The 20,406-nt window shown below is 47.0% G+C and carries 20 protein-coding genes and 1 other annotated feature; of the genes, 17 read left to right on the top strand and 3 right to left on the bottom strand.

Annotation, left to right across the window (positions count from 1 at the left end; genetic code table 11):
• Positions 1-75: 75 nt before the first annotated feature.
• The 7 genes from aroE to ACUC6J_RS16565 all read left to right on the top strand — a co-directional run bounded on the left by aroE (position 76) and on the right by ACUC6J_RS16565 (position 4,522).
• Positions 76-945 carry a shikimate dehydrogenase gene (gene aroE / locus ACUC6J_RS16595; RefSeq protein WP_019688082.1) on the top strand — a complete coding sequence of 290 codons (870 nt, stop codon included), beginning with the start codon at positions 76-78 and terminating at the stop codon, positions 943-945.
• A 67-nt stretch (positions 946-1,012) separates the two neighbouring features.
• A complete protein-coding gene (yhbY, locus tag ACUC6J_RS16590; RefSeq protein WP_013372202.1) occupies positions 1,013-1,309 on the top strand; it encodes a ribosome assembly RNA-binding protein YhbY in 297 nt (98 codons plus the stop codon).
• A gap of 17 nt (positions 1,310-1,326) precedes the next feature.
• On the top strand, positions 1,327-1,917 hold the full coding sequence (nadD, locus tag ACUC6J_RS16585; protein WP_017428189.1) for a nicotinate-nucleotide adenylyltransferase: 591 nt from the start codon (positions 1,327-1,329) through the stop codon (positions 1,915-1,917).
• Positions 1,901-2,497 carry a bis(5'-nucleosyl)-tetraphosphatase (symmetrical) YqeK gene (yqeK, locus tag ACUC6J_RS16580; protein WP_016821637.1) on the top strand — a complete coding sequence of 199 codons (597 nt, stop codon included), beginning with the start codon at positions 1,901-1,903 and terminating at the stop codon, positions 2,495-2,497. The genes nadD and yqeK overlap by 17 nt, the downstream gene beginning before the upstream one ends.
• A complete protein-coding gene (rsfS, locus tag ACUC6J_RS16575) occupies positions 2,494-2,841 on the top strand; it encodes a ribosome silencing factor (protein ID WP_017428187.1) in 348 nt (115 codons plus the stop codon). Before yqeK ends, rsfS begins: the two co-directional genes overlap by 4 nt.
• On the top strand, positions 2,838-3,746 hold the full coding sequence (locus ACUC6J_RS16570; protein ID WP_447249117.1) for a CvfB family protein: 909 nt from the start codon (positions 2,838-2,840) through the stop codon (positions 3,744-3,746). Before rsfS ends, ACUC6J_RS16570 begins: the two co-directional genes overlap by 4 nt.
• 2 nt (positions 3,747-3,748) lie before the next feature.
• Complete coding sequence (locus ACUC6J_RS16565) at positions 3,749-4,522, top strand: class I SAM-dependent DNA methyltransferase (protein WP_016821634.1); 774 nt, start codon at positions 3,749-3,751, stop codon at positions 4,520-4,522.
• Positions 4,523-4,594: 72 nt separating this feature from the next.
• On the opposite strand, the gene ACUC6J_RS16560 is transcribed toward ACUC6J_RS16565, so the two are convergent.
• Positions 4,595-4,984, bottom strand: a complete 390-nt coding sequence (locus ACUC6J_RS16560; RefSeq protein ID WP_031461817.1) for a tautomerase family protein — start codon at positions 4,982-4,984, stop codon at positions 4,595-4,597.
• A 179-nt stretch (positions 4,985-5,163) separates the two neighbouring features.
• Positions 5,164-5,422, top strand: a binding site (T-box leader).
• 61 nt (positions 5,423-5,483) lie between these two features.
• On the opposite strand from ACUC6J_RS16560, the gene leuS reads away from it, so the two are divergent.
• Positions 5,484-7,922, top strand: coding sequence for a leucine--tRNA ligase (leuS, locus tag ACUC6J_RS16555; RefSeq protein WP_447249116.1), 2,439 nt, complete (start codon positions 5,484-5,486; stop codon positions 7,920-7,922).
• On the opposite strand, the gene comER is transcribed toward leuS, so the two are convergent.
• Complete coding sequence (gene comER, locus ACUC6J_RS16550) at positions 7,903-8,748, bottom strand: late competence protein ComER (RefSeq protein WP_340865049.1); 846 nt, start codon at positions 8,746-8,748, stop codon at positions 7,903-7,905. The genes leuS and comER overlap by 20 nt on opposite strands.
• A gap of 289 nt (positions 8,749-9,037) precedes the next feature.
• Between comER and ACUC6J_RS16545 the strand changes: the two genes are divergently transcribed.
• From ACUC6J_RS16545 to holA, 6 genes are all read left to right on the top strand, one after another.
• On the top strand, positions 9,038-9,694 hold the full coding sequence (locus tag ACUC6J_RS16545) for a ComEA family DNA-binding protein (RefSeq protein WP_025365376.1): 657 nt from the start codon (positions 9,038-9,040) through the stop codon (positions 9,692-9,694).
• A gap of 85 nt (positions 9,695-9,779) precedes the next feature.
• Positions 9,780-10,298 (top strand): deoxycytidylate deaminase, encoded by a 519-nt coding sequence (locus tag ACUC6J_RS16540; RefSeq protein WP_016821629.1) that lies wholly within the window; start codon positions 9,780-9,782, stop codon positions 10,296-10,298.
• Positions 10,299-10,500: 202 nt separating this feature from the next.
• Positions 10,501-13,119 carry a ComEC/Rec2 family competence protein gene (locus ACUC6J_RS16535; protein WP_447249115.1) on the top strand — a complete coding sequence of 873 codons (2,619 nt, stop codon included), beginning with the start codon at positions 10,501-10,503 and terminating at the stop codon, positions 13,117-13,119.
• A gap of 407 nt (positions 13,120-13,526) precedes the next feature.
• Positions 13,527-14,075, top strand: coding sequence for an RNA polymerase sigma factor (locus ACUC6J_RS16530; protein ID WP_013311184.1), 549 nt, complete (start codon positions 13,527-13,529; stop codon positions 14,073-14,075).
• Positions 14,072-15,535, top strand: coding sequence for a zf-HC2 domain-containing protein (locus tag ACUC6J_RS16525; RefSeq protein WP_447249114.1), 1,464 nt, complete (start codon positions 14,072-14,074; stop codon positions 15,533-15,535). Before ACUC6J_RS16530 ends, ACUC6J_RS16525 begins: the two co-directional genes overlap by 4 nt.
• Positions 15,536-15,748: 213 nt before the next feature.
• Positions 15,749-16,780: a DNA polymerase III subunit delta gene (gene holA / locus ACUC6J_RS16520; RefSeq protein ID WP_017428180.1), complete on the top strand. Its 1,032-nt coding sequence runs from the start codon at positions 15,749-15,751 to the stop codon at positions 16,778-16,780.
• Positions 16,781-16,863: 83 nt separating this feature from the next.
• Here holA and rpsT read toward each other — a convergent pair whose 3' ends face one another.
• The gene (gene rpsT, locus ACUC6J_RS16515) at positions 16,864-17,136 is read right to left on the bottom strand and encodes a 30S ribosomal protein S20 (protein WP_013372187.1); all 273 of its coding nucleotides are present in this window, start codon (positions 17,134-17,136) and stop codon (positions 16,864-16,866) included.
• 198 nt (positions 17,137-17,334) lie between these two features.
• Between rpsT and gpr the strand changes: the two genes are divergently transcribed.
• The 3 genes from gpr to ACUC6J_RS16500 all read left to right on the top strand — a co-directional run bounded on the left by gpr (position 17,335) and on the right by ACUC6J_RS16500 (position 20,365).
• Positions 17,335-18,336: a GPR endopeptidase gene (gene gpr, locus ACUC6J_RS16510; RefSeq protein WP_447249113.1), complete on the top strand. Its 1,002-nt coding sequence runs from the start codon at positions 17,335-17,337 to the stop codon at positions 18,334-18,336.
• Positions 18,337-18,568: 232 nt separating this feature from the next.
• Positions 18,569-19,828 carry a stage II sporulation protein P gene (locus ACUC6J_RS16505; protein ID WP_102998831.1) on the top strand — a complete coding sequence of 420 codons (1,260 nt, stop codon included), beginning with the start codon at positions 18,569-18,571 and terminating at the stop codon, positions 19,826-19,828.
• 27 nt (positions 19,829-19,855) lie between these two features.
• Positions 19,856-20,365: a hypothetical protein gene (locus tag ACUC6J_RS16500; protein ID WP_016821622.1), complete on the top strand. Its 510-nt coding sequence runs from the start codon at positions 19,856-19,858 to the stop codon at positions 20,363-20,365.
• Positions 20,366-20,406 lie beyond the last annotated feature (41 nt).

The following is a 20,406-nucleotide window of genomic DNA, read 5'->3' as shown; positions in this document are numbered from 1 at the left end:
GGAACACATACGGGTTCCTGCCGCCATTCATGTATTTGAGCGGCCTAATATTTTGCAATATGGGGGAGAGCAACGATGAACAGCGGGGAGTCTGGAGCGACCGAACGAGATCTTGTACTATTGGGCGTATTGGGTGATCCGATCAAGCACTCCAAATCGCCTCTTATGCATAAAATAGCTTTACAGGCAGCGGGGATTGAGGGAGATTTTGTACCTCTTCATGTCACACCGGATCAGCTGGAGGATGCTGTGAAGGGGATTCGGGCTTTGCATTTCCGCGGAGTCAATGTGACGATTCCCCATAAGGTTGAGGTTATGAAATATCTGGATGAGATTGATGAAGGGGCCAGGCTCATCGGCGCTGTCAATACGATAGTGAATGACAATGGACGGCTCAAGGGCTATAATACGGACGGAATTGGCTATGTGCGTTCCCTTAAAGAAGAGACTTCTGTTGAGTTAAAGGGTGCAAGAATTGCTGTTCTAGGAGCCGGTGGGGCTGCTCGGGGCGTGATTCATGCTTTGTTGGAGGAGCGACCTGAATCGGTCATTATTCTGAACCGAACACGTGACAAAGCTGAACAACTGGCATTGGAGTGGACGACAGAAGCAATTCCAGTAATGGGCTATTCCAACGAGGAAGCCAAGAATGTACTCACGACAGTGGATGTATTGATTAATACAACCTCGGTGGGAATGTCTCCTTTATCTGATGAGCTTCCACTGGAAACGAATCTGATTCCGCAGGGAATCATTGTGAGCGATTTGATCTACAACCCGCTGGAAACGAGGCTTTTACGCGAAAGTCGTGAACAGCGTGGCTGCACTGTACATGGAGGTTTAGGCATGTTTGTGTACCAAGGGGCAGTGGCTTTTGAGTATTTTACGGGAGTGGCCCCTGCAGTAGACCAAATGAGAGCGGCTGTGCTGAGAAGCCTAACGTAAGTCGGATATACATTAAAATTATGGAAATGCCGCATTGTATATGTGGCGACGAAGGGGTTAAATATACATGTTAACAGGTAAACAAAAAAGATATCTGCGCTCCATGGCGCATCATTTGGACCCAGTTTTTCAAGTAGGTAAAAACGGTACGAATGAGCATCTTATGCGTCACATCAATGATGCGATTGAAAAGCGTGAGCTGATGAAAGTACAAATTTTGAACAACTGTTTAGACGACAAACATGAAATTGCGGAAGAACTGGCAGCAGAGACGGGTTCCGAGCTTGTACAGCTTATTGGGAGCACCATTATTTTGTACAAGGAATCTCGTGATCATAAGCAAATCGAGTTGCCTAGAGGATAATACGCGGGGAGAAAATTATGAAAATCGGTATTATGGGTGGTACATTTGATCCCATTCATATTGGACATCTGCTGGCTGGAGAAGCGGCAAGAGATGCCTATGGGCTGGATCAAGTATGGTTTATGCCTTCTCATATTCCTCCGCACAAGCATCAAGCGGGGGCAAGCGGCAAGGAGCGTCTGGAGATGACGAGTGAAGCGGTAGCGAGTCATCCTGCTTTTGAAGTGCTGGATATTGAAGTGCTTCGCGGGGGGGTATCCTATACCATTGACACGATCAAGAAGCTTCAGGAGCTGCATCCTGCTGTAGATTTTTATTTTATTATTGGTGCAGATATGGTGAACTACTTGCCTCATTGGCAGGGGATTGAGGAATTGGCGCAGCGGATTTGTTTTATTGGGGTGCGGCGACCGGGCTTCCAGCTTGCGCTGGATGAGTTGCCATATTATTTGCAGGACAAGGTACTGCTGGCGGATATGCCAGTGGTAGACATTTCTTCGACGGATATACGGGAGCGTGTGGCAGAAGGCCGCACTATTCGTTATCTTGTGCCTGATCGTGTTCATGACTATATTACAAGGGGCGGTTTGTATGAAGTACAGCCGTGAGCAGCTAATGGAAGTCGTATCTGGCCAGATGCCTGAAAAACGCTGGAAGCACACGCTGGGTGTTATGCATACCTCTGTTGAGCTTGCGAAGCGTTATGGAGCAGACCCGGATAAGGCAGAACTGGCGGCTATTTTGCATGATGTAGCGAAATATTGGCCTGTTCAGCAGATGGAGGAAGTGATTCGTAACTATCCCGAATGTGATCAGGCGCTATTGGAGCATGACAAGCAGCTCTGGCATTCAGAGGTAGGGTACTGCGTTGCGGCAAGAGATTACGGAGTGGATGATCCGGAAATAAGGAATGCGATCCGCTGGCATACGTCAGGCCGCGTAGGTATGAGCCTGCTGGATAAAGTCGTGTGTCTGGCTGATTACATCGAACCGGGGCGGGATTTTCCTGGGGTTGAACATATTCGTAAACAGGCAAAGAAAAGTTTGGAGCAGGGCCTTATCGCTGGATTTGATTCTACGATTTCTTTGTTGCTGGAAAAGCAAAAGGTTATTTTTCCGCTGACGGTCTTGTCGCGCAATGACTTGATTCGACAGCTAAAACAGAAAAAAACGGAGGTTCATGAATGACCCTAACGAATGAGAAATTAATGCAAACGGCGGTTGAGGCCGCTAATGATAAAAAGGCAATGAATATTGTCGCACTGGATTTGCGTGGAGTATCGCTAGTTGCGGATTATTTTGTAATCTGTCACGGTAATTCGGATACACAAGTACAGGCGATTGTAACAGAAATTCGCAAACGCGCTCATGATGAAGGTGTAACCATCAAAGGAATCGAAGGAATGGATTCTGCTCGCTGGGTTCTAATGGATTTGGGAGATGTTGTAGTGCATGTCTTCCATCGCGACGAACGCGAATATTATAACATTGAACGGCTTTGGTCGGATGCTAAGGTTGTGGAGAAGGTATGAGTTTGATCGCTGGTACTTATGTCACCATTATGGTGGATCGTGAGGTATCTCCTTTCGGCTACTTTCTTACCGTCGGTGAGCAGGATGTTCTGCTGCATTATACGGAGCTGACTCGTGAAATCGAGGTGGGTGAACGGCTGGAGGTATTTATCTTCCACGATACAGAGGACCGTTTGGCTGCAACTATGAAAAGGCCGTTCTTGTCTCTGGGAGAAATGGCAAAGCTTGAGGTGGCCGATGTGCATCCGCGGTTGGGATGCTTCCTGGAGATGGGATTGGGGCGCCAACTTTTGCTGCCGATTCGTGAGTTGCCAGAAAACCGTGATCTGCATCCTCGGGTGGGTGACTACGTGTATGCCATTATGGAGCATGACAAACAAGGCAGACTGCGAGCTAAGCTGGCAGGGGAGCAGGAACTGGCTCCATTGTGTTTCCATGCTCCTAGTGCGTGGCTTAATACATGGGTGCAGGCGACGGTGTACAAGCCGCTTCAGATGGGCACATTCGTCCTGGTGGACGGGGGGGTGCTTGGTTTTGGTGCAATAGGAATGATTCATTCGTCGGAACGTAACCGCATGCTTCGCTTGGGCGAGGAGGTTAAGGTACGGGTCACGCTTGTTCGTGAAGACGGTCGGGTCAATCTGGCGATGTCGCCACGCAAGGAAGTAGGCCGTGATGAGGATGCGGATCGGTTGATTGCATTTCTGAAGGAACGTCCGGGTGGCGGTATGCCATATTCTGACGCAACGCCGCCGGATATTATCAAGCAACGGTTTGGTATCAGTAAATCCGCCTTCAAGCGTGCGATGGGCAAGCTGATGAAGGAAGGGCTGGTTACACAAAAAGAAAACTGGACCTACCTGGTGGAGAAGATGCCTAAACCGAAGGACGGGAATGGGGAATAAAGATGGCTTCTTACCGCAAGTTTGCCTATGTGTATGATGAGCTAATGCAGGACATGCCGTACCCGGACTGGTTGCGCTTTGCACGGCAAGCTTGGGATCGATACGGTATGCCACATACAGTGGCCGAGCTGGGCTGCGGAACGGGCTCAATTACGATTCCACTGGTTAACTCAGGCTTCGAGGTGGCTGGCATCGATTTGTCCTCTGACATGCTGGCAGTAGCCCGTCGCAAAATGGAAACTACTCCTCAAGGGCAGCGATTGTTTCGTGAGGGGAGCGTTCGCTGGATACAGCAGGATATGCGAGAATGGATTTTACCGGAGCCCGTGGATTCTGTCATTTCTTTTTGCGATTGCCTGAATTATTTACTTGAGGAAGAAGATATCATTTCTACTTTTCGCAGAACGTATGCTGGTCTGAAGCCTGGTGGAACCTTTCTGTTTGATGTACATCATCCCCAGACATTTTTGCGTTATGATGAAGAACAACCATTCGTACTGGATGAACGCTCTATTTCGTATATCTGGACATGCGCATTGGACACTCCCCGTTGTGAAATTGAGCATCATCTCAGTATCTTTGCGAAAGCAGAACATGAAGGACGCGATCTGTACCAGCGTTTTGAGGAAATTCATGTACAGCGTGCTTATGATCCAGACTGGATGAAGGCAGAATTGTCCAAAGCGGGTTTTCGTGATGTGAAGGTATATGCAGATTTTGAATGGGTAGAAGCAGCAGATGACGCGGCGAGACTTTTTTATGTCGCTGTAAAATAGCTAGGATTCATTGAGCTAATATAGAAAAAGAAAGACGCTTTTCATGAAGTCATGAAGGGCGTCTTTTTGCTCTCATATATTCACTTTATAGTTCAGCTGAAGTTCATCACCCGGTACACCCCGAATGCCCCAATTCTGTTTCGGGGTTTCAAATATAGTAATTTCAAGATCCTGTGGAGAAATACCCAAAAGATCGTTAATTCTTTGAAATAACAGATTGATGAGTTGCTTCTTAGCTTCTGTCGTTCTGCCTTCGAAGATACTGATTTCAATAATGGTGTATGCGTCGGAGCGACCATCTGCATATATAAAATCTTCATGATTCATAGGGAAAAAACGATGAAACCTCTTGTCTGGAGGATAATTGAACGCATCCACCACGGCAGAGTGAATCACCTCTGAAAGTTGCTTTTTGATCGGATTTAGCTTCTCTTTTGTCCCGAAAATTTTAATCTGTGCCATGTCTCCACTCACCTTTCTTATCTCATCTCAACTTGAACCATTGCAACTTGGAGTTATTATAAAACATTCGTATTCATGTGTCATGGACAACTAGTATGAAGATGGCGCTTCGTATCAAATGTAGTCCTTATTTGACTTTTTTCGCGGTTTTCAATATAATAGTGCCATTATTAACGGTTAAATAATCGCTGATGAGGAATAGTAGTTTTGTCTGGACATGTAGAGAGCCGGCGGGTGGTGCAAGCCGGTTGACAGTGCAAAGCGAACTCACCTCGGAGATATGCGTCCAACGCAGGAAAGCACCTATATAGGTGTCAGTATCCTGTTATTAATACGCATCGGATCACCTCCGTTATCAGGTGCAAAGGGAGTAGAATGCGAAGAACGCTTTCTGCTAACTAGGGTGGTACCACGGGAATATAACCTCTCGTCCCTAGCGCTGACACGCTACGGGATGCAGAGGTTTTTTTGTTGCATACCGTTTGAGGAGGAAAAGACAATGACAGACACACAGCCGAAGCACGGCTATCAACCGCAAAGTATTGAACCAAAATGGCAGAAATATTGGGATGAGAACAAAACGTTCCGCACTGGGGAAGAACCGGGTAAACCGAAGTTTTATGCTTTGGATATGTTTCCGTATCCGTCTGGAGCTGGTCTGCATGTAGGCCACCCGGAGGGATATACAGCTACAGATATTGTTTCACGTTATAAAAGAATGCGTGGCTACAACGTACTGCATCCGATGGGTTGGGACGCCTTTGGTCTGCCTGCCGAACAGCATGCGCTGGATACAGGCGAGCACCCACGCGAAATTACGGTGAAGAACGTAAATAACTTCCGCCGTCAAATCAAATCACTTGGCTTTTCATATGACTGGGATCGTGAAATCAGCACAACTGATCCTGATTATTACAAATGGACACAGTGGATTTTCATCCAGCTGTACAAGCGTGGCCTCGCTTATGTAGCTGAAGTGCCCGTGAACTGGTGCCCAGCACTGGGAACGGTACTGGCGAATGAAGAAGTAATTGATGGTAAGAGTGAGCGTGGCGGTCATCCGGTTATCCGCAAACCCATGCGTCAATGGATGCTGAAAATTACGGAATACGCCGATCGTTTGCTTGACGATCTGGAGGAACTGGACTGGTCCGAAAGCATTAAGGATATGCAGCGGAACTGGATTGGTAAGTCTACCGGGGCAGAGGTTCATTTTCCAATTGAAGGCTATGACGAACAACTCACAGTATTTACAACCCGTCCAGATACATTGTTCGGTGCAAGCTACTGTGTGCTGGCCCCAGAGCAGGAATTGGTGGATATGATCACTACACCTGAGCAAAAGGACGCTGTACAACAGTATCGTGAACAAGCTGCTCGGAAAAGTGACCTGGAGCGTACGGATCTGGCCAAAGATAAAACAGGCGTATTCACAGGAGCTTATGCAGTGAACCCGGTGAACGGCGAAAAGCTGCCAATCTGGATTGCCGACTATGTACTGGCAGGCTACGGAACAGGTGCAATTATGGCAGTACCGGGCCATGATACACGTGACTGGGAATTTGCCAAGAAGTTCGGATTGAAAATCACTGAGGTCGTTCAAGGTGGAGACGTGGACAAAGAGCCATACACCGAGGATGGTCCGCATGTCAATTCAGGCCTGCTGAATGGACTGACCAATGAGGAAGCTATTCCGAAAATGATTGAATGGCTCGAAGCTGAGGGTAAGGGGCAGGGCAAAGTAACCTATCGTCTGCGTGACTGGCTGTTCAGCCGCCAACGTTATTGGGGCGAGCCGATTCCAGTAATTCATCTAGAAGATGGAACGATTAAAACAGTTCCTGAGGATCAACTGCCGCTCGTACTGCCAGAGATGGACAATATCAAGCCTTCAGGTACAGGTGAATCCCCACTGGCGAATGCGACAGATTGGGTAGAAACCGTTGATCCTGAAACAGGTATGAAAGCACGTCGCGAGACAAATACGATGCCGCAATGGGCAGGAAGCTGCTGGTACTACCTGCGCTTTATTGATCCAAAAAATGATAAAGAGCTTGTGTCCAAAGAGAAACAGCGCGAATGGATGCCTGTTGACCTGTATATTGGCGGAGCGGAACATGCGGTTCTTCACTTGCTGTATGCCCGTTTCTGGCACAAGGTGCTGTATGATATCGGCGTAGTGGAAACGAAAGAGCCTTTCTATAAGCTGGTCAACCAGGGTATGATTCTAGGCAACAATAATGAAAAAATGAGTAAATCACGCGGTAATGTCATCAATCCAGATGATATTGTTAATACGTTTGGCGCCGATACGCTGCGTATTTATGAGATGTTTATGGGGCCGCTGGAAGCGACCAAGCCATGGAATGAGAATGGGGTAGAGGGAGCGCATCGTTTTCTGTCCCGCGTATGGCGCCTGTTTGTTTCCGAGGATGGTAGCCTGAACGAAAAAATTAAAAATGACGGCGGTAGCGACGAGTTCAAACGGACCTGGCATAAAACGCTGAAAAAGGTAACCGAGGACCTGGATGCATTGCGTTTCAATACAGCGATCAGCCAGCTGATGATCTTCACCAATGATGCATACAAAGCAGACCTTCTGCCGCGTGCAGCGATGGAAAACTTCGTGCAAATGCTGTCGCCGCTTGCACCGCATCTAGCCGAGGAACTGTGGCAGCTGCTGGGACACAACGAGAGCATTACCTACGCGGCTTGGCCTGCCTATGATGAAGCATGGACGGTAGACGCTGAAGTGGAAATTGTCATTCAGATGAATGGTAAAATCGTACAGCGTGCAACGATTGCCAAAGATCTTGATGCCAAAGCGATGGAAACTTTTGCATTGTCGCTGGACAGCGTTCAGGAAGTACTGGCTGGTAAAACGGTTCGCAAGGTAATTGCTGTTCCGGGTAAGCTGGTTAATATTGTTGCCGGTTAATCGGCTTTAAGCCGAAGGAGGCATCTATCTTTTGCATGTCCTCTTCATACTTGTTGTGCGTGACCCGTATTAGCTCAGGGAAGACACTATGCAGGCTGATGTCTAACAACGCAAGAGCTTCAGCGGTTATACCTCCGGGAACCGCTACTCTTGCTTGTAACTCGGCTGGTGTCATCCCGCCTTCCGTGAGCAGCTTTCCAGTGCCGATGATCATTTCACCGGCCAATGCGCATAGTTCTGTACGGTCTATACCCGTAGCTTGAACTGCGGCTTGAATCCACTGGTCCATAAAAAAGGCCAAGAAAGCAGGGCCGCAGCTCGAAAAATCCGATGTGATCCGTGTATGAGACTCTTTAACCCGAATTGGCCTGCTGATGTGGGACATAAGCTCTTCCAGAAGGGAGCGATCCTCCTCTGTAATCCGGTTTCCATGGATGCACAGTGAGGCTCCGCTTCCAATCTGGTGAGTGATACTCGGAATAATTTTGGACACCTTGGCTTTCAGTGCATGCTCCAAAATACGGATCTGTACTGGACTTGTGATAGAAACGACGATCTGCTCTTCTGTAATGACGTTGCGTATTTCATCCGTTACGGTTTTTGATTCCAGCGGCTTCACGCAGATAAATAGAATATCGCTTTCCGCTGCCGTCTCACGGTTGCTTTGGGCTGCATGCAAACCTGGATAACGACGGGCTAGCTCGGCTACCTTGGAATACGTTCGGTTGCTTGCTAATATTTGCTGCGGTTTGAGTGCGTCCGAATGAATAAAAGATTCAATTAGCAGACTTCCCATGCTGCCAGTCCCGATAAATCCAACTTTCATTGTTCAACGTCCTCCTTTCATACTTTGCGGTATAGACGCTGTGCTGTCATTCTTCTTAGTGTATGCACTTGGTCTTGGCCGACATGACGAATTTTATGTCTGAGCACATTAGATCGTGCCTGGGGTCGTACCACCCTTGTGTATAAATACTCACAGCGATACCGTATGGAGGTGTTTACAACCTCCGGTTTGACGGGAATTGAACAGACTTGCTCTGTTTAATTGAGACGGTGTTTTCAGTCGGCTCAAAATTCTCGAAATCCATGTGGAGTAGGGGACGATACGAAAAATGAAACGCGTATGGACAGGAACGGCAATAACGCTTGCTGTAATCGGGAGTGGACTTATTTTGTTTGCTGGAGGGCAGCGAACTGAGCCACAAGAAGAGTGGAGTTTGCTTAACCATAAGGTGGAGCAGGCTTTGGCGATAGAGTCGCAGCCAATTGAGTCACAGCGCAGCAGTGAGTATGCCGAAGGAAAGCATGCTGTAAAAGAGGCTTCAGACCAAGCTGAACGCAGTGCGAATGACGAAGCTGTTGACAATGTGAAGCATAATACTAAGCAGAGTTCTACGGGTGTATCTGCTGATTTAAGTGAAAACTCTGAACACTCCATGGCGGGGAATTCAAGTACCGTAAAGCAGTCAGATGTTGCGGATTCGAGATCAGACACAGCTGTTGCCAGTTCGAATGCTGCAACGACGAGTAGGACAAATACGGTGAATGATTCGGCTATTCCATCCATTTCCGGTGAAAAAAAGGTGAACATTAACACAGCGACTGCTGCCGAGTTAATGGAGCTGCCGGGAGTTGGGGCTAAAAAGGCCGAGGCTATTTTGAACTATCGTAATCAGCACGGGCTGTTCAAACGTGTGAACGATTTGGATCATGTAAAGGGAATCGGAGCTAAAATGTTAGCGAAAATGAAGCCGTATGTTAGCTTATAACTTATTTAAGTTTACGGTGTAGGCTTTGAGAGTGGCTGTAACGGATATGTTTTACGTTTAACTTGTTTATACGGGAGAGATGGAAATGAGTGCAGATGTACGCAAGGACTGGGACACCTATTTCATGGATATCGCTTATATGGTATCCACCCGTTCGCGCTGCTCGCGGCGTCATGTTGGAGCCGTACTTGTGCAAGGTAAGAAGCTATTGGGGACGGCCTATAATGGAGCACCATCCGGGGTGCCTGACTGTTCTGAGGCAGGCTGTATGATCTCGGAGGAATATGAGGTCGTTCACCGTGATGGACGGGAGGAAATGGTTAAGAAGCAGCGTTGTATTCGCACTATTCATGCGGAGCAGAACCTGCTGCTGTTTACTGACCGGATTGACCGTGAAGGCTCCTCAGTATATGTCACCGACCAGCCGTGCTGGACGTGTGCCAATATGCTGGCGAACAGCGGCATTGTGGAGATTGTATATCACCGACCTTATCCAAAAGATGCCGACAAGGTTCGAGCTATGATGGAGGAAAAGGGAATCGCCTTTCGCATGCTGGAGACTTATCATCCACCGCAGGAAACGCTGATGGATGTTAAGGATTAAATAATAACGAGGAAGAACCTCTGACAATGTTATTTTGTCAGGGGTTCTTTTTTTGTTTTGTGTGTTGACAGAAAGCAATGTTTGCTAATGGGAAGGTGATTGTATTCAAGCCCAACTTGTGTTTACTAGGCCTATATTAAGCCTCACTGTTTGTTGGATTATAGGAAGTGCGGGAGCGTGTCTGTATTCGGGACGTATACTTTTGGTGCTGTGGGCGGGAATTACTCTGGTTTTCCCGCTTATAGCTTTATTGATGAAAATTCCTATCCGACATATGGTATTGCTGTGGATTGCATTGAGTGGTGGTGGATTTCATTGGTTTTGGCATGATGGGCATAACGTGAGCAGTATTCCTGGTGCACTTCATGTATCTTCTTCTGTCATAGAAGACATGCCTGTTCAAGCATTAGGGTTTATTGCTTCAGAAGTTGAGATTGATGGTGATCGTGCGCAGTTTGAGATGAGAGTTACTTCAATTCATCACTTTGCTAGTCATTCCAATAAGGATGAACAACGGGGGTCTATTTCTGAACAGGTCATTGTTCATATCAAGTTGGCTGCGAAGCAGGAACAGCAACTTGCGGCAGCATGGCAGCGTGGGGATGCAATCCTGCTGCGTGGCAGCTTAAAGGCACCAGCAAAAGCGGGGAACTTTGGTAGCTTTGATTACAGTGAGTACCTGCACACGCAGGAAATTCACTGGCTTATCAAGGGGGCTGGAGCCGCCTCGTTACAGAGGCAGAAGGCTTCACTGTGGAACCGCTACACATTATTGAGATGGAATGATCAGCTTAGAGAGCAGCTAGGTCAAAAAATGGAATCTGCTTTTACATCACTTCTTCACGCAGGATATATGAAAGGTCTGATACTTGGGGTTACAGATGAGCTGGACCCAGCAACGTATAATGAATTTACGCAGCTTGGTTTAACGCATATTTTGGCGATATCAGGTATGCATGTGGCGGTATATGCGGCCACATTATTATATTTACTCAAGCTGTTACGAGTTAGCCGTGAAACCTCCCTTACGATTGTGATGGTACTGATTCCGGCTTATGTGCTGCTGACAGGTGCTTCTCCCTCTGTTGTAAGAGCAGGGATTATGGCGATGATCGGTTTGTTTGCAGCTCGGCGAGGGTTGCTCAAAGACGGACTTAATATTTTAAGTATATCTGCGTTGCTTATGCTGCTATGGAATCCATACTACCTGCTTAGCGTCAGCTTTCAGCTTTCCTTTTTGGTGACAGGTGGGTTGCTCATATATATGCCGCTTATGAAGCCGTTTTTCGCCAAATGGCCCCTCCTGATCGGTGGTGAACTTGCGATCACAATCACGGCACAGCTTGTTTCGTTTCCAATGACGGTGTTCTACTTTAATCAATTTTCGATATTATCATTTGCAGCTAATTTTTTACTTGTCCCCCTGATTACATATATCGTGCTTCCACTAGGTACGGTGGCAATGGGAATGGCCTTTTTATGGGGGGAGGGGGCTCGCATCCTTGCGTGGCCAGCGGAGCAATTAAACGATCTAACCTTTTCGCTTGTGAAATGGATGAATGTGGATGATGCTTATGTGAGTATTTGGCCGTCTTCTTCTATTCTGTGGGTTCTGGCATATTACGCAGCTTTGTACAGCGTTCTGTACTGGCTCAAAACATGGTTGATATCTCGAAGGCAAACAGGCGACATTTCCGATGTGAAATCTAATCCCATAGCTTCACCTGTGCATACAGGACTAGCGGCTTCTGCCGAGTGGGCGACTATTTTGCAAACGGATCATGAACCGAAGGGTGCAGGGAAATTTGCGCATCGACAGTGGGATGGATATTGTCATGCGGCACTCGCTTTAAGTGGTATTGCCTGGCTTGGCATACTATGTATAGGGTACCAATCTCCTAGTGAAAGAAACACGGGAGTTGTTCAATATCTGGATGTGGGCCAAGGTGATAGCATTTTAATTACAACGCCGGGAGGAAAACATATTTTGGTAGATGGCGGGGGTACGATGGACTTTGCAACAGGGAAAAATGCTTGGCGCAAGCGTACAGATCCCTACGAGGTTGGCGCGGATACGATTGTCCCTTTGCTAAAGCAACGTGGGGTGCATCGGCTGGACGCTGTCATTTTAACGCATGGAGACCATGATCATGCCGGAGGACTACAGGCTATATTTGACCAGATTCCCGTAACCACCTTGTTTTTTAATGGTACCCTAACAGACAAAGCTCCATTTCGAAAGTTGTTAAACACGGCTTTGAACAAGCAGATCAAGCTGTACGGTGCACATCATAGCATGAAGTGGGAACCAGACCGGGATACGACAATTCGCTTTCTCTATCCGTTTAAGCTGGAGGAGAACGAATCTGGGCAGTTGCCTGTTATGAAGGAACAAAATCATTATTCCGTTGCCATGATTTTAGAGATGGAGGGGGTCTCGTTTTTATTCACAGGAGATATGGATGATGCCGCAGAGTCGCTGTTGCTTTCTGAATTAACCCATTCTTCATCCCATGTGAAAGCTCAGGGAGCAATAGGAGCTGCAAGGAAAGCTGTAGACGTTATGAAAGTGGCACATCACGGAAGTAAGTATTCCACCTCGGAAGAGTGGTTGTCCTATTGGCAGCCGAAAGTATCCGTCATTTCAGTTGGTGCAAGCAACACTTATGGACATCCGAATCAAGCAGTATTGGAACGTTTGGCGGAGGTTGATTCTGCCATATATCGAACAGATACAATGGGAGAGGTACAGATTCGTGCGCAGCAAGGGAAGCTGAGTGTTCGGTATCAACGCAGACGTGAACAGACGAATTCAAAATGATTTTGTTAAAATCATCTTCAACTACAAAAAAGCAGGCTTGTAACAGCCAAGAACCTGCCTGCCGTTAAATCAGATAAGGTATATCAATTCTTAATCGACGATTTTTATTTTCAAGATCCGATTGCTCTATCTTATCGATTACAACTCATATCTGATTTTCTGATTTCTAAGAAGTGACAAAATGTTTCATGCAGTTTAATAGGTCTAGTATTTAGATGTATGTAGGGGCTGAGGGAAGGTGACTACCTTCCCTTTTTCTGTTATTCTAAGGGAGGATACAATGGGGATTCTGGGCATTTTGTTATAATTTTTTTTATTAAAAAAATAAAATTAGCGTCAGACGTCTATCCTGCAACAATTTGCAAAAGGGATACGTCTGTAATATTGCAGGGAGAGGGGGATCCTTTGTGGTAGAGCAGGGACTCATCCGAGCCGCTCAATCGGGCGATCGCGACGCTCTCATTACCCTATTAAGAGAGATAGAACAGCATGTGTACCGTACGGCATATTACATTCTAAATAATGAGCAGGACGCCATGGATGCTTCACAAGAAGCCCTCATACGAATATATTCCAAAATTAACTCTTATGAGGAAAAAGCACAGTTTAAAACCTGGGTCCAGCGCATTGTAACGAACATATGCATCGACAAATTCAGAAGAACAAAGCCTTCGGTTTCCATTGACGAGCATGACATGATATTTAACGACCCCCAAAACGTGGAGGTTGAGGTGTTAACCTCTTACATGGCACAGGATGTTCGTGAGGCTATACAACAGCTCCCGGAACACCACCGGACGGTAATTGTCCTGAGATATTTGCAGGATTTCTCTTATAACGAGATTGCCGATTCTCTGGATTTGCCGCTAAATACGGTCAAGTCATACTTGTATCGTGCAAGACAGCAATTGCAAGGGCTACTTCAGGAATATCAGAAAGGTGGTGTATCAGGATGAAGTGTGGAGAAGAGGTGATGGATTGGATGCAGCGTTATGTGGATCATGAACTGGGCGAAGAAGAGACGTCCCAATTAATGAACCATATTGCGACTTGCCCGGACTGTGCGGAAAAATTTCATATTCTTCAGACACTCTCTCGCGAGCTGGAGGAATTGCCTGCGGTTTCCCCGGCGTTCAGCCTGGTGGATTCCATCATGCCTCAGCTTGATGCCATTGACCGCGCACGTGAAGAGCAGGGAAGCGCGCTTCAGGAAATGCAGCCTGTGGCTGCTGATCCAGAGTCTGGAGCAGGGCCTAGACAACGTACTCAGCCTGTACCTTGGTGGAACCGGGTGGGAGGGCGTGCTGCCATGGGCGTGGCTGCCGCTGCTGTTGTACTGGGGATTGTAGTATTCAACTTCGAGCCTAAAACCGTGCAGGATGCGGAAGGTATACTTACATCCCAGTCACCCGAGGTGACAAGCCAGCAGACTCAGACGGAAATTCCAGGTACGACCAATGGGAGTGGAGGACGTGATGCAGCCATTGGAGCGGAATCGACCAAGCAGCCATCTGAACAGGGACAAGGTGCTGATTCCTCACTGACACCTGCAGATAAGGAACCTGACCTGGGCAACCAGGGAACAGACAGTTCAGATAGCGAAAAGAATCCTTCCAAACAGGATGCTGGGAAGGTTGATGACCAGCAAGCTGGCGAGGAACCTTCAACAAAGTCTGCACCGACTAAGCATTCATCCCATCAGGATGAAAAGCAGGGACAGCCGAACGTCGATCGTCAGGCGACAAAGGATGACTCGCCTGCAGATGCTCCTACATCCGATGACAAACAGCTAAAACAGAAAAAATCTGATCAACCCACGATTGCTCCTGATGAACAGCTGGATCCGAAAATGGAAAAGGCACCTTTAGCGGGTACGAGTACCGCTCAGGAGGATAATAGCGATGATACAAGTACAAATGATGCATCTTCGTCGCTTAGCCAGGAATTAAAGGTACAGAGTCGAATTGCCTCAAATGAAACGTCGAAAGATGCGACATCCAAAAGTGTCACCAAGGATGCGGGGAACTCTTTAGGGGCGGATAGCAGCAATGCCGATTCTAATGATCAGCAATCATCGGTGTCACAAGACCCGGTTCGTAGAGAAGGCTTTGTATCTAATTCGCTGGTCTCTCCGGACAGTGATAATGCTTCCACCTATGGTGCCCAGTCGGCCTCTACAGATCAGTTCAACTCGCCTGATGGTAGCTATGCGGTGGCTATTGAGGGCAAAAAGCTGAAAGTGTATAAGCTTTCCGATAACGGTGTAGACCGAACAACACTGGAAGTCCGTACCCTGAAGGGTGCTTGGGTCAAAGGAAGCTGGTCAGATGACAGCCAGACCTTTATGTATGAGACAGAGCAGGATGGGACTGCAAGTAAATATACGTACACCGTTCCGCGTGGCACTGGAAAATAGTTTTCGTAAGTGGCACACTTTTTAGAAACAGAGAATAAACTATATGAACCGACGTCGTATCCCGACGGCCGAAAGTTTCTAGAGCTTTCTGCTGCCGTGTTGATATAGATGGTGGTGAAGGGATTCTGCCTAAAGGTGGGGTCCCTTTGTTTGTGTCATGACTTGCCTTCCGGTCGGATGTCAGGTACGATCAGTGGGTGGGGGGAACGGAAAATGGATGTAAAAACAGCCTCTAAGGCTATTCGTAAAGGTGATATTTCGCCAGTGTATCTGTTATATGGCAATGAAAAATATCAAATGAAGCAGTTTGTTGAGATGCTAAAAGAGAAGGTGGTCGAGGAGGAGCATCGTGACTTCGCCATTAGTTCTTATGATTTAACCGAGACGCCAATTGAGGTGGTTGTAGAGGACGCAGAAACAGCGCCTTTTCTGGTGCCAAAGAAGCTAATTATTGTACGGGATACCAGTGTATTTGCAGCAGGCAAAGATAACGGCAAAATAGAGCACCGTCTTGAGACGCTGTTGACTTACATGGATAACCCGACTGACTATAGCGTCATCGTTTTTACGGTTCAGGCTGAAAAGTTGGATGAACGGAAAAAGATCGTCAAGAAACTGAAAAGTGATGCCTCAGTTATTGCTTTCGCCCCTATGGGTGGAGATGATCTTGTGGCTTGGGTCCATAAGCGTGCAGCAGAAAGAGAAGTGCAGTTGGCAGCAGGAGCGGCTGAGAGACTCATTCAATACACGGGTGTCGGGCTTCAATCCTTGGCAGCCGAGATAGATAAGCTGTGCTTGTACGCAGGAGCGCAGGGAACGATCTCATCCGCTGACATTGAATCCCTTGTGCCTCGTAATACAGAGCAGAACGTATTTGCGATGGTCGAGGATCTGGCTAATTTGCGGCTGGATAAGGCGCTCAGTATTTTTTATGAGTTGCTTAAGCAAAAAGAAGAACCCATCAAGATAGCAGCTTTGATCACACGGCAGTTTCGTATTATGTTGCAGGTCAAAGAGCTGGCAGGTCAAAGCTATTCTCAGCAACAAATTGCGAGTCAGCTCAGCTTGCATCCTTATGGGGTGAAAGTTGCAGGGGATCAAGCACGACGCTTCCGTTCTGAGCAGCTGCGCCAGCTTCTCTATGAACTGGGCGAGCTGGATTATCATATGAAGACAGGTGTCGTTGACAAGGTGCTGGGACTGGAACTGTTTTTAATGAAAATGGGGGCAGGCGCTTCAATCTAATCTCATAAAGTTATAAACTAAAAAATCCTGATCAGCCAAGGCTGGTCAGGATTTTTTCATTAACGTATAAAAGTAGCTCTTGCTTACGCTTGAGCTGTAAGAGCGTTAAGTTTTTTCGCCAAGCGGGATTTCTTGCGAGCAGCTGCATTTTTGTGGATCAGACCTTTAGTTACAGCCTTGTCCAGCTTTTGGGAAGCCACTTTGAAAGCAGCAGCAGCAGCTTCAGCTTCGTTACCTACCAACGCTGTATCGGCAGCTTTAACTGCTGTACGAAGCGCGGATTTTTGGGAAGCGTTCAACGCACGGCGTTTGTCGCTAGTTTTAACGCGTTTGATAGCGGATTTGATGTTTGGCATTACATTCACCTCCTGTAAAGGCATTACTTATGAACACAAACGTTTCACAACTTAAAATATTTTAGCATGCCACACCTCAAATTGCAATAAGAAAACATTCTAAGACGATGCAAATTACAGGATGAAAATGGATGTGCATAAACCTGTTGGGTGTCTCGCACACTATAGCCAGAGATGGTATACAAGGAGGTTTAACAGATGGATCTGGATTTGCAGAAGTATGCGGTACGCACGGATTTGGCATTAGAGGCAAGAGAGCTGGCAGAACGGAATCAGCCTGTACCGCTGGCGGGTATAAATGAGAATGTGGAGGAAGATAACGGGATTAAAATTACGCGGCTGGATGTATTAAATGAGGAAGGAGCCAACCGTATTGGGCGGATACAAGGGCATTACGTTACGCTCGAAGTACCTGGCTTGCGTGAAGGCGACACTGGACTCCAACAACGGGTAGCCATTGCCTTTGCAAAAGAAATGGAGCATTTTATACAAAAAATAGGGATCTCTAAGGTGGCAAGGGTGCTGGTGGTAGGGCTGGGGAATTGGAACGTTACTCCTGATTCGCTGGGTCCGCTTGTCGTTGAAAATTTAATGGTCACCCGTCAATATTTTGAACTGACACCTGATCAGATCAACCCTGGATATCGGGATGTGAGTGCGATTGCGCCGGGTGTTCTTGGTATCACGGGAATCGAATCCAGTGAGATTGTTCAAGGTATTGTGGACCGCACAAAACCAGAGCTTATTATTGCTATTGATGCTTTGGCGTCACGTTCACTGGAGCGTGTCAATACGACCATCCAGGTGGCGGATATCGGAATACATCCGGGTTCAGGTATTGGCAACAAGCGCCGCGGTATCACCAAGGATATTATGGGAGTTCCGTGTATTGCTATCGGCGTTCCAACGGTATGCTATGCTTCGACCATCGTCAATAATGTAATCGAACTGATGAAAACGCATTTTACCAAAGAAAAGGCTTCTACCAAAGTAATTCTGGGAATGTTGGATGATATTTCAGAACCTGAGAGACTCGGGCTGGTGAGAGAGGTACTTCAACCGCTGGGGCATGATTTGATTGTGACTCCAAAAGAGATCGATGAATTTATTGAAGATATCGCGAATATCATTGCGACCGGTTTGAACGCAGCTCTACATGAAGCTGTTGATCCCGACAATGTCGCCGCTTATACGCATTAATGAAAGGCTAGCAAAACCATCTTTCTAAGACACGACAGAAAATCTCTATTTAACAGGTAGCCTATCTCTTTCAAAAAGGGATGGGCTTGTCCTGTAGATAGAGATTTTTGTGTTCTAGTAATTGTTCTCCGTTCATAGAGTTGAAGTATAAGAGATTTCCGAAACAGATAGGAACCCTGTGTTCTGAATGTAATAAGCGGGTTTCGACGGGACGAAGGAGGACAAGGCTCACATGAAAAAAATTCAGACCTGGAACGTCGGAAGATGGAGAAGAAAAGGTATCGAAATTTTGGCAATGGGACATACGCTTGTGCTGCTCATCATGGGCTCGGCGCTTTTATTTGTCGTTTTGGGACTAGGAGGGCTGGCAGAAAATCGTTTGCAAACTTCTCCTGTTTCTTCGATGAAAGGATTGGCAGGCTCGGTGTCCAGCGGTTTTTTCGCGGATATGCTAGGTATGGAGGTACCTCATTTGGCACAAAAAAAACAGCATTCTTCGTTGTCGGGTGAACAATGGTCGCCATTTGTTTTTCAGATGCTTACAGGTATTAATCCGCAAGATCCCAAAAGTCTCATTTCTCGTGAAATTCCTGGCATGGCTGCTGGAGCGCCTGTCTTGCTGCGCAAGGGTTCGGGGAACATCAAGGTAGAGGGTCCTACGGATTATCAGCCTGATCAGGGAACGACAGATACCCCTGGGAGCTCAAACGCAGCTGAGAACCCGCCGTCTACTACGCCGGATATTCCGACAACACCGGAAACAGACCCTGCACGTGAGGATGATCCAGGTGATGCCGCCAAAGGGGAGAAGCGTATATTAATCTACCATTCTCATCCCAGAGAAGCATATAATCCATTACTGAGCAAAACCAGTTCCAACCCCAATTCAGGCTCTAAGTCAGCTAATGTATCAAGGGTAGGAGACTTTGTAAAGAAGAGACTGGAAAAGCAAGGGATATCTACACTGCATGTAAACAAGGATTATGCCACCACAGTTCAAAATTACAATTGGAACTACTCCTATAAATATTCACGCACAACAGTCAAGGAGGCTTTGGCTCAAAATAAAGGTTTAACTTATCTGCTCGATATTCATCGTGATTCCCAACGTCATGGAAAAACAACAGCCACGATTAATGGACTTTCTTATGCCAAAGTGTATTTTATTATCGGACATGACAACAAAAATTGGCGCAAAAATGAAGCTTTTGCTGCTCGCATTCATGAAAAGCTGGAAAAATCATATCACGGCGTATCGCGCGGTGTATGGGGAAAAGATGGCGGCAAAGGAAACAATGGTGAATACAATCAAAGCTTGTCTTCTCATAGCATTTTGATCGAAATCGGAGGGATTGACAACACCGAGGAGGAGTTAAAACGAACTTCTGACGTTCTGGCGGACATGATCAGTGAAGTGTATTGGGAGGATCAGAAAGCACAGAAGGCGGGTACCAACGTATCTGACACCAAAAAGAACAACAGCGGTAATTAAATAAGGTAGCAGTTAGGGGGGGATATAATGACCGGACATTTTCGTAAAAAAGCGCTTGGATTTGTGCTTCTGATCGGAGCAGGCGTATTACTTGGCATGCAGCTGGCAGGCTCTGGCCTGCGCTCAGTCTATGGCCCGGAATGGGACGAGAATCCAGTTTCATCGGTGAATCAACAGAAAGTTGATTATGAGCAGACGGTGATTGAAGATACCCCGGCAGCTAATGCCCGAGCGTATAATCGTACGTATAATACAAGTGGAAAGGTCGAGTTTGAGCCACAAACGGACACGAATGAAGGAAAAACAAACGAACGAAGTGAGGAGCAGACCGCACGCTGGACACATGAATGGGATACGAAGACTGCTCAGAATGACAATATTCGGCAGGGCCTAGAGACGCCTCGTGAGCTGCTAGCCGTAAAGGCGCAGCAGGCTTCGGTGGATACCATGGCCGATAAAACGGCTGGGCTGCTTCAAAACCTGTCAAGACAAGGTATTCGCTGGGTTGTATCTGTATTTGACGGGGTAACAGAATAGAAATATTGCTGCCCCCCCTTACAACTGCTATAATAAGCTGA

The organism is Paenibacillus sp. JJ1683 (genome assembly GCF_053006485.1).
This window is presented reverse-complemented; position numbering and strand designations above follow the sequence as displayed.

Bases quoted from the DNA above. Each gene is read 5' to 3' on its own strand.
- aroE (WP_019688082.1), top strand. From the start codon at position 76: ATGAACAGCGGGGAGTCTGGAGCGACCGAACGAGATCTTGTACTATTG.
- ACUC6J_RS16570 (WP_447249117.1), top strand. From the start codon at position 2,838: ATGAGTTTGATCGCTGGTACTTATGTCACCATTATGGTGGATCGTGAG.
- rpsT (WP_013372187.1), bottom strand. From the start codon at position 17,136: ATGCCAAACATCAAATCCGCTATCAAACGCGTTAAAACTAGCGACAAA.
- ACUC6J_RS16545 (WP_025365376.1), top strand. From the start codon at position 9,038: ATGAAACGCGTATGGACAGGAACGGCAATAACGCTTGCTGTAATCGGG.
- ACUC6J_RS16560 (WP_031461817.1), bottom strand. From the start codon at position 4,984: ATGGCACAGATTAAAATTTTCGGGACAAAAGAGAAGCTAAATCCGATC.
- ACUC6J_RS16525 (WP_447249114.1), top strand. From the start codon at position 14,072: ATGAAGTGTGGAGAAGAGGTGATGGATTGGATGCAGCGTTATGTGGAT.
- ACUC6J_RS16505 (WP_102998831.1), top strand. From the start codon at position 18,569: ATGAAAAAAATTCAGACCTGGAACGTCGGAAGATGGAGAAGAAAAGGT.
- holA (WP_017428180.1), top strand. From the start codon at position 15,749: ATGGATGTAAAAACAGCCTCTAAGGCTATTCGTAAAGGTGATATTTCG.
- leuS (WP_447249116.1), top strand. From the start codon at position 5,484: ATGACAGACACACAGCCGAAGCACGGCTATCAACCGCAAAGTATTGAA.
- comER (WP_340865049.1), bottom strand. From the start codon at position 8,748: ATGAAAGTTGGATTTATCGGGACTGGCAGCATGGGAAGTCTGCTAATT.
- nadD (WP_017428189.1), top strand. From the start codon at position 1,327: ATGAAAATCGGTATTATGGGTGGTACATTTGATCCCATTCATATTGGA.
- yhbY (WP_013372202.1), top strand. From the start codon at position 1,013: ATGTTAACAGGTAAACAAAAAAGATATCTGCGCTCCATGGCGCATCAT.
- gpr (WP_447249113.1), top strand. From the start codon at position 17,335: ATGGATCTGGATTTGCAGAAGTATGCGGTACGCACGGATTTGGCATTA.
- yqeK (WP_016821637.1), top strand. From the start codon at position 1,901: ATGAAGTACAGCCGTGAGCAGCTAATGGAAGTCGTATCTGGCCAGATG.
- ACUC6J_RS16565 (WP_016821634.1), top strand. From the start codon at position 3,749: ATGGCTTCTTACCGCAAGTTTGCCTATGTGTATGATGAGCTAATGCAG.
- ACUC6J_RS16500 (WP_016821622.1), top strand. From the start codon at position 19,856: ATGACCGGACATTTTCGTAAAAAAGCGCTTGGATTTGTGCTTCTGATC.
- rsfS (WP_017428187.1), top strand. From the start codon at position 2,494: ATGACCCTAACGAATGAGAAATTAATGCAAACGGCGGTTGAGGCCGCT.
- ACUC6J_RS16540 (WP_016821629.1), top strand. From the start codon at position 9,780: ATGAGTGCAGATGTACGCAAGGACTGGGACACCTATTTCATGGATATC.